This window comes from Rhodococcus sp. (in: high G+C Gram-positive bacteria), from assembly GCF_049591685.1.
Classification (GTDB): Bacteria; Actinomycetota; Actinomycetes; order Mycobacteriales; family Mycobacteriaceae; genus Rhodococcoides.
Window position 1 is genome coordinate 1 of the sequence record NZ_JBAWFH010000272.1, and the last position, 14,726, is coordinate 14,726.

The 14,726-nt window shown below is 64.7% G+C and carries 13 protein-coding genes; 7 read left to right on the forward strand and 6 right to left on the reverse strand.

Going from position 1 to position 14,726, the window contains the following annotated elements:
- Together WBQ44_RS11480 and WBQ44_RS11485 are read right to left on the reverse strand one after the other, a co-directional pair.
- On the reverse strand, positions 1-760 hold a 760-nt coding region (locus WBQ44_RS11480; protein WP_495566816.1), incomplete at its 3' end, for an MSMEG_0568 family radical SAM protein.
- A 9-nt stretch (positions 761-769) separates the two neighbouring features.
- Positions 770-1,414 (reverse strand): MSMEG_0572/Sll0783 family nitrogen starvation response protein, encoded by a 645-nt coding sequence (locus WBQ44_RS11485; protein ID WP_495566817.1) that lies wholly within the window; start codon positions 1,412-1,414, stop codon positions 770-772.
- Positions 1,415-1,553: 139 nt separating this feature from the next.
- Between WBQ44_RS11485 and WBQ44_RS11490 the strand changes: the two genes are divergently transcribed.
- A complete protein-coding gene (locus tag WBQ44_RS11490; RefSeq protein ID WP_495566818.1) occupies positions 1,554-1,934 on the forward strand; it encodes a hypothetical protein in 381 nt (126 codons plus the stop codon).
- Positions 1,927-2,400, forward strand: a complete 474-nt coding sequence (locus WBQ44_RS11495) for a hypothetical protein (RefSeq protein WP_495566819.1) — start codon at positions 1,927-1,929, stop codon at positions 2,398-2,400. Before WBQ44_RS11490 ends, WBQ44_RS11495 begins: the two co-directional genes overlap by 8 nt.
- Positions 2,401-2,409: 9 nt before the next feature.
- Here the strand turns inward: WBQ44_RS11495 and WBQ44_RS11500 are convergent, their stop codons facing one another.
- Positions 2,410-2,841 carry a type II toxin-antitoxin system Rv0910 family toxin gene (locus WBQ44_RS11500; RefSeq protein WP_495566827.1) on the reverse strand — a complete coding sequence of 144 codons (432 nt, stop codon included), beginning with the start codon at positions 2,839-2,841 and terminating at the stop codon, positions 2,410-2,412.
- Positions 2,842-2,890: 49 nt separating this feature from the next.
- Between WBQ44_RS11500 and WBQ44_RS11505 the strand changes: the two genes are divergently transcribed.
- The 3 genes from WBQ44_RS11505 (at position 2,891) to WBQ44_RS11515 (ending at position 7,710) form a co-directional block, all read left to right on the forward strand.
- Entirely contained in the window at positions 2,891-5,236 is a 2,346-nt protein-coding gene (locus WBQ44_RS11505; RefSeq protein WP_495566820.1) for an ATP-dependent DNA ligase, read from the forward strand.
- 184 nt (positions 5,237-5,420) lie between these two features.
- On the forward strand, positions 5,421-6,635 hold the full coding sequence (locus tag WBQ44_RS11510) for a lipase family protein (protein ID WP_495566821.1): 1,215 nt from the start codon (positions 5,421-5,423) through the stop codon (positions 6,633-6,635).
- 85 nt (positions 6,636-6,720) lie between these two features.
- Positions 6,721-7,710 (forward strand): ABC transporter substrate-binding protein, encoded by a 990-nt coding sequence (locus WBQ44_RS11515; RefSeq protein ID WP_495566822.1) that lies wholly within the window; start codon positions 6,721-6,723, stop codon positions 7,708-7,710.
- Here the strand turns inward: WBQ44_RS11515 and WBQ44_RS11520 are convergent.
- The 3 genes from WBQ44_RS11520 to WBQ44_RS11530 all read right to left on the reverse strand — a co-directional run bounded on the left by WBQ44_RS11520 (position 7,626) and on the right by WBQ44_RS11530 (position 11,859).
- Positions 7,626-9,554 carry an ABC transporter ATP-binding protein gene (locus WBQ44_RS11520; protein WP_495566823.1) on the reverse strand — a complete coding sequence of 643 codons (1,929 nt, stop codon included), beginning with the start codon at positions 9,552-9,554 and terminating at the stop codon, positions 7,626-7,628. The genes WBQ44_RS11515 and WBQ44_RS11520 overlap by 85 nt on opposite strands.
- Positions 9,555-9,651: 97 nt before the next feature.
- Complete coding sequence (locus WBQ44_RS11525; protein WP_495566828.1) at positions 9,652-10,431, reverse strand: putative protein N(5)-glutamine methyltransferase; 780 nt, start codon at positions 10,429-10,431, stop codon at positions 9,652-9,654.
- 246 nt (positions 10,432-10,677) lie between these two features.
- Positions 10,678-11,859, reverse strand: coding sequence for a TDT family transporter (locus tag WBQ44_RS11530; RefSeq protein ID WP_495566824.1), 1,182 nt, complete (start codon positions 11,857-11,859; stop codon positions 10,678-10,680).
- Between the two features lie 99 nt (positions 11,860-11,958).
- On the opposite strand from WBQ44_RS11530, the gene WBQ44_RS11535 reads away from it, so the two are divergent.
- Together WBQ44_RS11535 and WBQ44_RS11540 are read left to right on the forward strand one after the other, a co-directional pair.
- The gene (locus WBQ44_RS11535; protein WP_495566825.1) at positions 11,959-12,777 is read left to right on the forward strand and encodes a pentapeptide repeat-containing protein; all 819 of its coding nucleotides are present in this window, start codon (positions 11,959-11,961) and stop codon (positions 12,775-12,777) included.
- A gap of 53 nt (positions 12,778-12,830) precedes the next feature.
- The coding region (locus WBQ44_RS11540) for an HNH endonuclease signature motif containing protein (RefSeq protein ID WP_495566826.1) at positions 12,831-14,726 on the forward strand (1,896 nt) is incomplete at its 3' end.

The window sequence follows — 14,726 nt, forward strand, 5'->3', positions numbered from 1 at the left end:
TGCGCCCGAACACCCGCACGGCCTCGCGCCACGCCGCGCGGTACTCGTCCATGCCGACCGACGCTTTGCCCGGCATCCACCGTCGTCGAACGTCGTCGTCGAGCGACTCGACATGGATGCCGATGGACTCGGCACCGGCTTCGCACAGGTCGGTGATGGTCTGCAAGTCTCCCGGTGGCTCGCACTGCACCTGAATCGGCAGACCTGGCACCGCGGCCTTGACGGCCCGGACGCACCGTGCGAGATGACGGGCCCCACGGTCCTTCCCCGCGGAGGTCCCCGTCGTCATGACCATCTGGGTGACGCCGTCCAGTCGCACCGCGGCTTCCGCGACCTCGGCCAGCTGACTCGGAGTCTTCACCGCAACGGTGTCCCCGGCCTGCAGCGACGCTTCGATGGAGCAGAACCGGCACCGCTGGTCCGGTTCGTAGCGAATACATGTCTGCACCACCGTGGTGGCGAGCACGTTCGAGCCGTGAAGTTTGGCAATCTTGTCGTATGCGACGCCGTCGGCGGTGACCAGATCGTAGAATCTCGGCCGGGCGACCGGCTCGATGTCGATGCCGATGTCGTTGCCGTCGAACAGCACTCGATCACCGTCGAGCACGAACGGGCTCGTCGGATTTCGCGGAATGGCTGCCCCGAGACCGTCGATGCGAACATGCCCGTCGTCGCTCGGCCCTGCGCCGCCGGTCCGGGTGACCGGCGGTGCCCCTCTGACCCCGAGCAGGGCCAGGTCCACGCGCGTACTGACCGACACGACGCGCCCCTAGACCATGTACGTCGAGTTGATGATCGCACCCTTGCGGGCATAGTGGATCAAGGCGTCCTGCACGTCGAGCGGATGTGCCGGAATGATGCCCTCGATCAGGTCCTCTTCGCGTCCGCCGTGCAACGCGAGACCGAATCGGCAGCAGAACACCGTGCCACCCTCGGCGATGAACGTCGCGAGAGAGTCGTTGATGTTCTGCTCACCGGGGAATCCCGAATCGCCGGTTGTCGGAAACCCGCGGGTGGCAAGGCAATTGATCGCTCCTGGCCCGTAGAAGTACATGGCCGACTCGAAACCCTTACGGAGCGCGCGAGTTGCCTGCAGAACGGCGACGAAGCTGACCGACGACTCGTGCGCGATGCCGTGAACGAGGGTGAAGTAGCTCTCGCCGTTCTCCGCCTTGTAGTCCGGAAAAATCTTGGTGGAACCATAGATGTTGCTGCCCTTGGGCAGTGAGGGATGAGGGATCTCGCCCAGCGACTTCTCGATGTTCTCGGCGATGGTCTTGTCGATGGTCTTGTCGATGTCGGACACTGCGGACTCCTGTGCGATGAGTGATCGAGGCGGGAATCGGCGGACAACGTTGGCCACCGCCTGTAAGGACAAGTTCGAACCCGTGAGACAAGTACAAGCCCGAACCATTTCGGGCTGGTCACGTCCGGAACAACCCACTGTTTCGAAGGCCTCACGGTGTTTCCCGCAGGGCTCACGGTGTTCTGCAAGGTCGGCACGGATACCCTGGGTACCGTCCACCCTCCGCCGCGATCAGTAAGAGGAACCGATGATCGGCGCCGTCACCGGCCTGTTGTACGTGCTGTCCCTCGTCGTCGGCGTGTGGGTGCTCGTCAAACTCGCCAGGAACAGCCCGGTGCTGCTGAAGAACAAGTCCGATCGCGCACTGTTCTGGACCATCTCCGCCACCGAAGCCGTAGTGCTCCTTCAAGCAGTCATCGGGTTCGTCATGATGTTCACCAGCGACCGCGAGATACATCGGCTCACCTTCGGCGCCTACCTGATCGGGTTGCTCCTGCTTCTTCCTATCGGCACCTGGTGGTCGTTGGGTGACCGCTCCCGCGGCGGCACCGCGGTACTGCTGGTCGCCGTTCTCACCCTCGCAGCGATGGTGCTGCGCCTGAGCCAGATATGGGCCGGCTATGCCTGAATCCCCAAAGCCCGACACCCCTGGGCCTGAATCCCCGACACCTGAAACTTCGCGGCACGACGCACTGCAGACCGCAACCCGGACCGGATTCGGACGGTTCTTGATCGCGGTCTACGCGGTCTTCGCCGTCGCTGCGACCTCGCGTTCGATCGTCCAGGTGACGACACGTTTCGACGACGCACCGTTCGCCTACATTCTGTCGGCCGTGGCCGCGGTGGTGTACATCGTCGCCACCGTCGGCCTGGCCCGCGCAACCGAGGCATCACGCAGAGTCGTGATGGTGTCGTGCATCGTCGAACTCGTCGGTGTCCTCGCCATCGGCGCCCTCAGCTACATCCAGCCTCAGGACTTCCCCGACGCGACCGTGTGGTCCCACTTCGGGCAGGGCTACGTCTTCATCCCCGTCGTGCTCCCCATCGCCGGGCTCTGGTGGCTCCGACGCTCCCGTAACGTGGGCGGCGTCTGAAAACGCGGCTCAGCCCGGGAGCGCAGCGAGGTTCGCCACCGATTTCTTGACGTCGGAGTCCAGGGCTCGGGCGACGACTTTGCCCACCGGCCCGAAGAGGACGCCGCCGCCGAAGGAGGCGTCGAGGGTCAGATCGGAGCCTTCGGGGCTGTCGCGGACGTTGATGATCAGCGAAATCTTTATGCCACCCTTACCGGTTCCCGCCATTTCGATGAGCTTCGGTTCCTGATACTCGACGAAGGTCCAGCGGATGGTGTTCTTGAATCCCTTGACCTTGACCAGCGACTCCACTTCGGTGCCCTTGCCGATCGTCTTCGGGGGTGGGCTGCACCAGCCTCCGTGGATGGTCATCCATTCGTCGAACCGGTCCAGGTTCGACGCCTTGTCCCACGCGCCCTGCGGGTTCTCGGGCATCTTCACGGTCACGCTGATCGTCGCCATGCCCCCGAGCATGTCCCACGCCTGCGACGACCAAACTACTGTGGTCGTCATGGCGACGCTCGACATCGCAGGTCGGAAGGTCTCGGTCACCAACCTGGACAAGGTGTTGTTCCCCGAGACGGGGACCACCAAGGCCGAGGTCATCGAGTACTACACCGCTGTTGCGCCTGCCATGTTGCCGCATCTGGCCGGGCGCGCCGTCACCCGTAAACGGTGGCCGAACGGGGTCGAGCAACCGGCGTTCTTCGAGAAGAACCTGGCCTCGTCGGCACCCGATTGGCTCGATCGTCGTGAGATGGAGCATTCCGACAGGGTTGTGACGTATCCGCTGTTCTCGACGGCTGCCGATCTGGCATGGCTCGGGCAGCAGGCCTCCATCGAGGCGCACGTCCCGCAGTGGCGGTTCGACGGCAACGAGGCGGGCCCGGCCACGCGGATGGTGTTCGATCTGGACCCGGGAGACGACGTCGACCTCGCGCGATGCGCCGAAGTGGCGTGCGAGATCCGCGACATGATCGCGGAGATCGGGTTCACGGCATATCCCGTCACCAGTGGCAGCAAGGGAATCCACCTCTACGTCCCGCTGGAGAAACCACTGTCCTCTACCGGTGCGTCGACCGTCGCCAAGCGGGTAGCGACGTTGCTCGAGGAACGTTCGCCCGACAGGGTGACGGCGACGATGGCCAAGGCGAAACGCACCGGGAGGGTGTTCGTCGACTGGTCGCAGAACAACGGGAAGAAGACGACGGTCGCGCCGTATTCGATGCGGGGCAGGCACGAGCCCACGGTCGCGGCGCCGCGGACGTGGGACGAGTTGGAGTCGCCGGGCCTCGAGCACCTGCGATTCGAGGAGGTACTCGAGCGCTTCGGAGAGCAGGGCGATCTATTGGCCCAACTCGACCCGCCCCTGCCAGATCAGGCTGATGTCCCGAAAACGGCACTCGCCGAACAGGATCGCCCCGACAAGCTGGCGAAGTACCGCAGCATGCGTAGTGCCGCGAAGACCCCGGAGCCCGTCCCCGCGAGTGGCGAGCAAAAAGGAAACGACGACACTTTCGTTATCCAGGAACACCATGCGCGCCGGTTGCACTACGACTTCCGGCTCGAACACGACGGCGTCCTCGTCTCCTGGGCAGTCCCCAAGAACATCCCGGACGACCCGGCCCAGAATCGGCTCGCCGTTCACACCGAGGACCATCCACTCGAGTACGCCACGTTCGAAGGAAGTATCCCGAAGGGTGAATACGGCGGCGGCGAGGTGACCGTCTGGGACGCCGGGACATACGAGCTCGAGAAGTGGCGTGACGACGAAGTCATCGTCGTTCTTCACGGCAAGAAGGCGTCGGGTCGATTCGCGCTGATCAAGACCAGGGGCGACCAATGGCTCATGCATCTGATGAAGGAGCAGGCGCCGGCAGTGCTACCTACGAGCGGGCAACCGACGACCGGGCAGGGAAATACGGCGAGTGAACTACCGAAGAACATTTCGCCGATGCTCGCGACCTCCGGTGACGTGTCCGACCTGACCGAAGGGGAGTGGGCGTTCGAGGGCAAGTGGGACGGTTTCCGGGTAGTTGCACGCTTCTCGCACGGCGAGATGAAGCTCGAATCGCGTTCGGGAAAGGACCTGACGGAGCGCTTCCACGGGTTCTCGGCACTCGCCGAGGACCTGGCCGAGCACGAGGCGATCGTCGACGGTGAGGCAGTCGTCTTCGATGCCGACGGCATCACCAGTTTCGAACTGCTTCAGAACAGCTCCGGCAAAAAGGTGCAGTTCGTTGCTTTCGACCTACTGCACCTGGACGGCACGTCGCTGCTGAAGAAGAAGTACGCCGACCGACGCAAACTGCTCGAGCTGTTGATGACGGGTCTCGATTCGGTGATCGTGTCCGAGGTCCTCACCGGCACGGCGGAGGACGCGCTGGCCACGAGCGTGGAACGCGGCTGGGAGGGCATCGTCGCCAAGCGCCTCGACTCCGTCTACCAACCGGGTCGGCGAGCGAAAACGTGGATCAAGAGCAAGAACTGGCGAACCCAGGAAGTTGTCATCGGCGGCTGGCGGCGTGGTCGTGGTCGCCGCGGCGGGGGCCTCGGTTCGCTGCTCGTCGGCATTCCCGAACCGGACGGACTCCGCTACGTGGGGCGGGTGGGGACGGGGTTCACCGACCGGGCGCTCGACGCCCTGAGCGACCGTCTCACGCCTCTCGTGACCGACACATCACCGTTCGCCGAACGGCTCCCGACCGCCGATCGCAAGGACGCTGTCTGGGTGTCACCGACCCTCGTAGGGGAAGTCAGGTTTTACGAAGCGACGGAATCGGGACACCTGCGGCACCCGAGCTGGCGGGGCATCCGAGAGGACAAGGATCCGTCCGACGTGGTCGTCGAGAACTGAAAACGTCCCGCTGGCGGTCTCGTCGCCGGTTGCCATAAAATCTTCACCTGCGTACTCTTCGGTCATCGTTCTGGGGGAACGTAACGAGCAGAGCCTTTCCACGGATATCGCATATCGGTGGGGTAATCGAAAGATTTGCGGTTCGCTCGAGCAATCGAATTTTTGCCGGGAGGGGTTTCACGTCATGCGCGCACTCACACTGGTCGGGGCGGCCGGTATCACTGCATTGGCGGTCGCGTGTTCCGCGCTCGTCTCGGCAGCGCCCGCCGCTGCGAATCCGCTGCAGCCGACGCCCATCTCGGACGTCTTCTATGCGCCGGTTCCCGATCTCGAAGCGAAGAACCCAGGCGACGTCATCTCCGCACGTCCGATGCCGCCGCCCGCAGGTTTCTTCGACGTCGACGTCTGGCAGATTCGTTTTCGCTCGAGCAACTCCGCCGGTGACCCCATCGCAGCAGTCAACACGGTGATCGTGCCGCGAAACCGTGTTCCCGATGGGCCCGTTCTGTCGTACCAGCACATCATCAACGCACTCGGCTTGGAATGTGCTCCCTCGCAAGCACTCTGGTCGCAAGACCCCAACTTGGTGATCCGCGAGGCGCCGGCACTCAACGCAGTGCTGCAGCGCGGCTGGACCATCGTCATCGCCGACCACCTCGGCCCCAACAGCGCCTACGGCGCCGCCAAGTTGGGCGGCAAGATCGTTCTCGACAGCATCCGCGCCGCGCAGCGCTTCGAACCGCTGCGCGTGCAGAACAGCCGGGTTGCACTGGCCGGCTACTCGGGCGGCGGAATGGCCACCGCATGGGCCGCGGCTCTGCAGAACGAGTACGCACCGGAACTCAACATCGTCGGGAGCGCTTCGGGTGGCGCACCGATGAACCTCGAGCGAATGGCGCGCGATCTGGGTTTCAGCCCGCATCCCGTCTTCGGTCTCGCCTTCGCTGCGGCTCTCGGGCTCGAGCGTGAGTACCCGACCCGCATCCCCATCACCGAACAGCTCAACCCGCTCGGTAAGCAGATGGCAACGGAACTGCGCGATGCATGCACCAACGACATCATCGCGGTCGGCGCAGGCAAGAGCGCTATGCAGGTCGCGGACTCGCTGTCTCTCATCGACAGTCCGGAGATGGTCGCCGCAGTCAACGAGAACAGTGTCGAGATGTACCCCGGTGTACCGAAGGCGCCGTTCTTCGAGTGGCACAGTCCGTCGGACGCGCTCATTCCCGTCTCGTCCATCGACAACACGCTGGCAAGGTACTGCGCCGCCGGCGTACCCGTCACCGAGGTCCTCGTGCCCAGCAACGATCACCTCACCGCTGCCGTCCTGGGCTTGCCGCAGGCGTTCGAGTGGATCGACGCCCGGTTCAACGGAGTTCCCGCACCCAGCAACTGCTGACGGAAGCCTTACCGGACCTCGCGCTGTCACCGCGCCGAGGCCCGGTTAGGCTAACCTCGCACTTTCGTCGATGCGAGGAGTACCCGTGCGTTCCAGTGTTCTGAAGTTCGCCGCAGGCGCGGTCGCCGTTGCGCTGGTCGCCGGATGCTCGTCCCAGGACACCCCGGCCGACTCCACCGAGCAGTCCGGCAATTTCCCGGTCACCTTGACCCACAGTTTCGGGGAGACGACCATCGAGGCCGAACCCTCTCGCGTCGTCACGATCGGATTCAACGAGCAGGATTTCGTGCTCGCCCTCGGGGTGAAGCCCGTCGCCACACGAGGCAACCTCAGCTACAACTATCGCCAACGCCCCTGGGCGCAGCAGGCGCTGGGTGGTACCGAAATCCCCGAGGTGGGCTCCGAAGAATTGAATCTGGAGCAGATCGCGGCGGCCGAGCCGGATCTGATTCTGGGGCCGTACTCCTTCATCGAACGCGGCCAGTACGACCAAATGTCGGCCATCGCGCCCACGATCGCCGACATCGGTGGCTACGGCGACGTTCCCGCCGCAACGTGGCAGCAGGAGTTCGACACCATCGGTAAAGCGCTGGGCAAGGAGCAAGATGCTCTCGACCAGACGGCGGAGCTCGAGCAGAAATTCGAGACCGCCGCGGCCGAGAACCCGCAGTTCGCCGGCAAGTCGCTCACCCTCGCGTTCGTCATGGACGACGGCAGCTACCTCGTTCTCGGCGAGGACGACATTCGGGCGCTGTTCTTCACCGACCTCGGTTTCGAGATTCCCGCGGCCACCGAGACGCTCAGCCCCGAGAACCTCGCCCAACTCGATACCGACGTACTCGTCATCGCCGGGCAGGATCGCGAACAGTTGATGACCAACCAGCTGTTCGCGGGACTCGACGTCGTGACGCAGGACCGCACCGTCTACATCGGCGCGTTCAGCACGGACCTGCCGTCGGCGCTCGGTTACTCGAGCCCGCTGTCACTCGACTACGCGATCGACGGACTCACTCCCATGCTTGCGGCCGCCGCAGACGGCGACCCCGCAACCGTGGTGCCCGAACCCGCGAACTGAGTCCGGTGGAGCTCTTCGTAGCGGCCACCCGCTGCGAGGAGCTCCTCGTGCGTTCCGCGTTCGACGATGGATCCACCCTCGACGACGAGGATGGTGTCGGCCGCTCGAATGGTCGACAACCGGTGGGCGATGACAACCGACGTCTTTCCCTCCAATGCCTCGGCCAGCGCGGCCTGTACTGCCGCCTCCGACGTCGAATCGAGCGAGGCAGTGGCCTCATCGAGGATGACGATGCGCGGACGAGCGATGAGCAACCGGGCGATGGTCAGCCGTTGCCTTTCGCCACCGGACAACCGATAGCCACGTTCACCCACGACGGTGTCGAGACCGTCGGGCAAAGAGCGCACGAGATCGCTGAGCCGGGCCCGACGCAGCGCGTCCCACACCTCCTCGTCCGTCGCATCCGGACGTGGAAGGACGATGTTCGCGCGCACGGTCTCGTGAAAGAGGTGGCCGTCCTGCGTCACCATTCCGACAGCGCCGCGGATGGACTCGGCCGTCACATCGCGGACGTCCACCCCGCCCAGGCGCACCGAGCCGCTATCCACGTCGTACAGACGGGCTATCAGCTGGGCGATCGTCGACTTGCCCGCCCCCGAGGTGCCGACGAGCGCGACCATGCGGCCGGGATCGGCGCGGAACGACAACCCGTGCAGCACTTCCTCCCCGCCGCGCGAGTCCAGGGTGGCCACCTCTTCGAGTGAGGCGAGCGAGACCTTGTCGGCCGACGGATACGCGAAACGCACGTCGCTCAATTCCACCGACAACGGCCCGTCCGGTACAGCGACGGCGTCCGGCTTGTCCTCGATCAGCGGAACCAGATCGAGCACCTCGAAGACCCTCTCGAAGCTGACGAGGGCGCTCATGACCTCCACGCGGGCACTCGCAAGTTGCGTCAACGGCGAATACAACCGCGTCAGCAACAGCGACAATGCGACGACGGAACCCGGATCCAGCTGGCCCCGCAACGCGTAGAAGCCGCCGAGGCCGTACACGACAGCCAGCGCCAACGCGGACACCAGCGTCAACGCGGTGACGAACACGGTCTGCACCATCGCACTGCGCACCCCGATGTCGCGGACCCGCGAGGCCCGAACCGCGAACTCTGTCGACTCTACGTCCGGCTGACCGAACAGTTTCACCAAAGTCGCACCGGGAGCTGAGAACCGTTCGGTCATCTGGGTACTCATCGCCGAATTGTGCGCAGCCGCCTCGCGCTGCAACCGCGCCAACCGGTGGCCCATCCGGCGGGCCGGCAGCACGAACACGGGCAACAGCACGAGCGCCAGAAGCGTCACCTGCCAAGAAATCCCGATCATCACGACGAGCGTCAGCACCAACGTGACGAGGTTGCTCACCACGCCGGACAAGGTGTCGCTGAACGCCCGCTGCGCACCGATGACATCGTTGTTCAGCCGACTGACGAGGGCGCCCGTCCTGGTGCGCGTGAAAAACGCAATCGGCATACGTTGCACGTGATCGAACACCGCGGTGCGCAGATCCAGAATCAAAGCCTCGCCGATGTTCGACGACAGCCACCGATTGAGAAGCCCGAAGGCGGCGTCGACGACGGCGATCAATGCGATGAGGAGGGCGAGCCGCAGCACGGTACCGAACGGATCACCGTCGACGATCGCATTGACCACGCGCCCCGCCAGCACCGGCGTCGCCACCGCCAGAGCTGCGAGCACCACACTCAGCACCAGGAAGGCGAGCAGCTTGCGTCGATGCGGGCGGGCGAACTCCAGAATCCTTCGCGCGGTGTCGGCCGAGAACGACGTCTGCTGGGACGACGCATGCATCGTCCGGTACATCTGGTTCCAGGCCGTGACTTCCATACTCATGACACGACCGTAGAACCTCGAGCTCGGTCGAGGTCAAGCGGCGGCATCGACCACTGCTTCCATGGAGTTGAGCTATGTCGACTCAACTCAGTTCCCGTCAGCGGTGTTCCCCTCCGGCCCGATGTTCTCCAGGGGCGGACAAGTTACCGACGACAACAGTTCCGTCGAGCTTGTCGCAGTGCACGACCGCGGCTCTGAATCCGGCAGCCTCGACGATGCGAGCCGTGCCCTCCGCCTGCGCGACGCTGGTCTCGATCAGCAGCTGACCGCCGGGAGCGAGCCACGGACCGGCCCCGGTCACGATCCGACGCTGGACGTCGAGGCCGTCGGCTCCCCCATCGAGCGCCGAACGCGGCTCGTGGTCTCTGGCCTCGGACGGCATCGACCCGATGGCGCTCGTCGGCACATACGGCGCGTTGGCGACGAGGACGTCGACGCCTCCGCGCAGTGCGTCCGGGAGGGGTTCGTACAGGTCGCCCTGGTACACGTGGCCGCCGACCGGTTCGACATTTCGGCGTGCGCAACGCACAGCCGCGGGCTCGATGTCGACGGCGTGCAGCGAGAGGCCTGTGACCGCGTGGGCAAGGGCGACGCCGACAGCGCCCGACCCGCAACACACGTCGAGCACGGTGTGGGGCATCAACGGCGCCGCCTGCTCGACCAGCAATCGAGTGCGTCGCCGAGGGACGAACACTCCGGGCTCGACAGCTATCCGCAGCCCACCGAAGTCGGCCCAACCCAGCAGGTGTTCGAGCGGAATGCCCTCGACGCGACGCGCAATTGCCCGCTCGATCAGCGAACCGTCGAACTTCTCCATCAGCAAGCGGGCCTCGTCCTCGGCGTATACACATCCCGCGGAGCGAAGATCGAGAACCACACTGTCGAAGGAAAGCGGAGTTTTGGCGGTGACTGGGGTTTTGAAGCTGACTGTAGTTCTGGCGGTGACGGTTTGTTGTCGGGTCACGGTGACCTTTCGGGACGCGGGGGCGCTCCTACTCGGCCCGGCGGAGCACCCGGGTGGCACGTACGTTCATGTCGGGCGCCACCTCCTCATCTCCAACGGACAACCGACTGTAACTCACACTGTGGCAACTCACACTGCGGCAACTCACACTGCGGCAACTCACACCGCGGCAAAGAGCCGGCCGTTCAGCGATCCGAGTACGGTCCGGGTTGCGACGACGACCCAAGCGGTCAGAAGGAGTCCGTACAGGGCGATGGCCATCACGTGAGCGGCGCCACCGGCAGGCGTCGCACCCAACGAGGTCCAGAGGGCGGTGGCTCCGGTGACGCAGGTGCCGATGGGGAAGGTGAAACTCCACCACGTCAGCGAGAACGTCAACCCGTTGCGGGCAGCGCGCGTCGTGGCCGCCACCGCGACGGCGAACACCACCGCGCCCACCACGGCGACGACGAGCCCGTACCCGACGCCGAACGCGTGCAGCCCACGAGCGATGGTTGCCTGGTCGCCGGTGAACACGATCGACGCGTCGGCGCCGAGAAGATTGGCTGCGGTGATGGACTGCCCCACCAGACCCAGCGCGATCCACACGGTCGGTACCGACTGCAGCGGCGGGCCGTACCCACGAAACAGCCGGGCGTAGATCATCGTCATCGCAGCAGAACCGAGCACGAGGGTGATGACGAACAGCCCGTAACAGGCGAGGAGAAACCCCTCGCGCAGAACACCTTCGGGCACGTATGGCAACAGCATCGCACCCGTCGACGCCGAAACCATGGGCGGGACGACGGGCATCAGCCACGCCGGTAACGGTTGCAGCTGAGACGCTTTCGAGGCTTTCATCATCCGATACGGAATCCAGCAACACGTCACCGCACCCATCACCGTCCCGACCGTCCACAACGACGCGCTGATCCACACCGCGAGTGATTCGCCGATCAGATCCTCGCCGAGGAGCAGTGTGCCGGCGCCGACCGTCAGCACAGCCATCGGAACAGCGCCGTAGAACAAGGCCATCACCGGATGCCGGGCGTACTCGCGCGCCGTATCGGTGTGCCGAACCCAGTGGATGACGAATGCCACCGAAAGCGCCACCAACGCGACCGATGCCAGTAACCACACCGCCGTCGCGAGCACATGGAGACCCGCGATATGGACGGGAAGCGTCGCCGACGCGTTGGCGACGATGCCGGTGCCCATGATGGACGCGTACCAATTTGGCGTCAGGTGTTCGACGATGCTCCGGGGGCGCTTTGCGTCGGGGGCGGCGACGAAGGTGCCGGGGGTTGCGGCGGGGGTTGCGGTGGGGGTCGCGTCGGGGGTTGCGAGCGATACTGCGGTCATGCTGTCCAGCGTCGCTTCTGCGTCCGTTCGTCGGAAGTGGCCTTGCGGTTGTGTGGCCACAAGCCTCGTTTGTGGGTAACCGGTTTGACCGAGGGAGGGATGTACGACCACAGTCGACGGGTGAAGAACCTGCTCGCCGACTGCTCCCAGTGTTTCGGTCTGTGCTGCGTGGCATTGCCGTTCGCGAGGTCTTCCGATTTCGCAGCCGACAAGGCAGGCGGCGATCCTTGTAACAACCTGCAGAACGACTATCGGTGCGGCATTCATTCCGCGCTGCGCGACAAGGGCTTTCGAGGATGCACGGTGTACGACTGCTTCGGGGCGGGGCAGAAGGTCTCCCAGGACACCTACGACGGCCGCAGTTGGCTGCAGAACCGTGAGACCGCCCGCGAGATGTTCGACGTGTTCCCCGTGATGCGCCAATTGCACGAACTGCTCTGGTACCTGACCGAAGCTGTCGACGCGTCGGCTACCCGGCGCATTCACGGCGCGCTCCGTCAGTCGCTGAACGAGACACGAGCTCTCACCGACCACACCCCGGCGCAGCTGCTGGAGCTGGACATCGATGCGCATCGCGCGCGAACGAACACACTGCTCCTGGAGGCAAGCGACCTCGTTCGCGCACAGGCTCCGGGCAAGAAGAAGAACCACCGCGGTGCCGATCTGGTCGGCAAGAAGTTGGGGGGCGCAGACCTGCGAGGTGCCAGCTTCAGAGGGGCGTACCTCATCGCAGCGGACCTCCGGCGCGCCGACATGCGCTGGGCCGACATGATCGGCGCAGATCTTCGGGACGCCGATCTTCGTGGAGCTGATATGCGAAACAGTCTGTATCTGACCCAGTTTCAAATCAATGCTGCCCGCGGCGATGCCGCCACGCGCATTCCTGAATCCCTGACCAGACCGCCACACTGGGGCTGAAGCACCTCGGCGTAATGCTTGTATTCGAACGTTTGTTCGAGTACGGTCGAGTCATGGCGCAGCCGGGGGGCTCTTTCCAAATTCGATCCGACGCAGACACCGCTGCGTCGGAGTCCCTGGCGCGTCTATCAGACGGCCGCCGCGCCGACAACATCGCGGCGGCGTGCGTGGTACGCGAACTACACCACTTGTTCGAGATCCGCCTGGGTGAGGAGATGGACATTCATCTCCTCGGTGCCGACCGAGGCGACGATGAACCGGATGTGTCGCGGGCACGGCGGGCGACAGAATGCGAGGCGGCGGTAGCGTTGTCGGTTTCCCGGACGGTTTCCCGCGAGATGATCACCGTCGCCAATCAACTCGCATGGCGCCTGCCCGCTGTGGATGCCGCGTTCGCCGCGGGCGACCTCGACTATTCGCGTGTGCGCGCTATCGGACTCACGCTGCGCCGGGCTTCGGATGGCACGGTAAGTGCCCTGGAGGCGGAGGTGCTGGCTGTAGCACTCAGATGCAACCTTCGATCGCTGCGCGAGAACATTTGGAAACTCTGGATTGCACACAACCCGGACGAGGCTGCCGCGGCGCAGAAGGCAGCGGTGTCCGAAGAACGCTGTGCGGACATCCGGCGAGGGGACGACGGAATCGCAACCCTCGTGGCGAAGATGTCGATTCTCGAAGGTGCCGAATGTAACTCACTCCTCGACGAATACAGCGAGACGGTCTGCACTCGTGACCCACGGACGAAGAAACAGCTCCGCGGACACGCGTTGCTTGCACTGTTTCACCGCGAGGATTCGTTGACCTGCCTCTGTAATCGAGACGACTGCCCCTTCGCCGGCGCCGGCGCAGCGAAACGACCGCGTCGTGGCGCTCTCCTGAATGTTCACGTCGACCTCGAGACCCTCCTCGGTCTGACCGGTAGCCCCGCAACCTTGGCCGACGGCACCATCCTCGACCCCGAAACAGCACGGCTGCTCGCTACCGACGCCCGATGGCAGATGTTCCTCACCGAAATGGTCGATGCTGCCCGCAGCCACCAGGGTATCGACGAAAGCCAGGATAGTGAGGACGCGACGGGAAGTCGGGACGGCGAACACAGCGCGGACAGTGGCGACTATGCGGACGACTCCGGCGACGGCGACCGTGGCGGGAGCGCGGAAGACGGTAATACCAAAAACGGTGCGGGCAATTCGACCGGCGCGGACAGTGGAAATGACGTGGACGGCAAATTGGATCCGCTTTCCGAGTCCACTGCAGGAGAAACAAAAGGCACCCGTTTCGTGTCGCGGCGACGTGGTGTGCCGAGCATTCCGCGCGCGCGGCGGATTCTGCGGCGGGGCCGGCAACGCCCGGCGGCGCCACTTCCCGCCGGTGACACGCGATCGCGGAACTCCGACCAGCCGACGTGGTCGCTGACGAACGGTGCAGAAGCAGCGCTGTCGAAAGCAATCAGCGAATTTCTACAGGCCGCGGCGGCCAATCCGGCTCTGGGCGAGGGTCTACATCCGGACGGGCACGGAGGCCACTCGGTGCCACCCAAGGGAGCGTTGACGTACCGTCCGAGTGCCGAGCTCGTCGCGTTGGTCCGAGCGACCTACTGCACCTGCACCTTTCCCGGGTGCAGTGCCCCCGCGGCGAGCTGCGATATCGACCATATCGTTCCGTTCGACCATGACGACCCGCAACGAGGCGGGTGGACCATCCGCGACAATCTTCATCCGCTGTGCAGCTACCATCACCAAGCAAAGACGCTCCGGCTATGGGCGTGCGCGAAACTCGACGGGGACGGAATCTACTGGCGGTCGGCAGCAGGTCTGCATCGAATCACGCCACCCACGTTCGGGACTGTCATAGTGCCGGAGGAGTTCGTGCACAGCCGCGTTCACCGACCTGGTCGATCGCCGGACAACCTTGAAAAGCCAGGTGCTGCAGTGAAAGCCGGTGCTGCA

Coding starts and splice junctions, on each gene's coding strand:
- WBQ44_RS11510 (WP_495566821.1), top strand. CDS start 5,421: ATGCGCGCACTCACACTGGTCGGGGCGGCCGGTATCACTGCATTGGCG.
- WBQ44_RS11505 (WP_495566820.1), top strand. CDS start 2,891: ATGGCGACGCTCGACATCGCAGGTCGGAAGGTCTCGGTCACCAACCTG.
- WBQ44_RS11485 (WP_495566817.1), bottom strand. CDS start 1,414: ATGGTTCGGGCTTGTACTTGTCTCACGGGTTCGAACTTGTCCTTACAG.
- WBQ44_RS11535 (WP_495566825.1), top strand. CDS start 11,959: ATGTACGACCACAGTCGACGGGTGAAGAACCTGCTCGCCGACTGCTCC.
- WBQ44_RS11500 (WP_495566827.1), bottom strand. CDS start 2,841: ATGGCGACGATCAGCGTGACCGTGAAGATGCCCGAGAACCCGCAGGGC.
- WBQ44_RS11490 (WP_495566818.1), top strand. CDS start 1,554: ATGATCGGCGCCGTCACCGGCCTGTTGTACGTGCTGTCCCTCGTCGTC.
- WBQ44_RS11495 (WP_495566819.1), top strand. CDS start 1,927: ATGCCTGAATCCCCAAAGCCCGACACCCCTGGGCCTGAATCCCCGACA.
- WBQ44_RS11520 (WP_495566823.1), bottom strand. CDS start 9,554: ATGAGTATGGAAGTCACGGCCTGGAACCAGATGTACCGGACGATGCAT.
- WBQ44_RS11530 (WP_495566824.1), bottom strand. CDS start 11,859: ATGACCGCAGTATCGCTCGCAACCCCCGACGCGACCCCCACCGCAACC.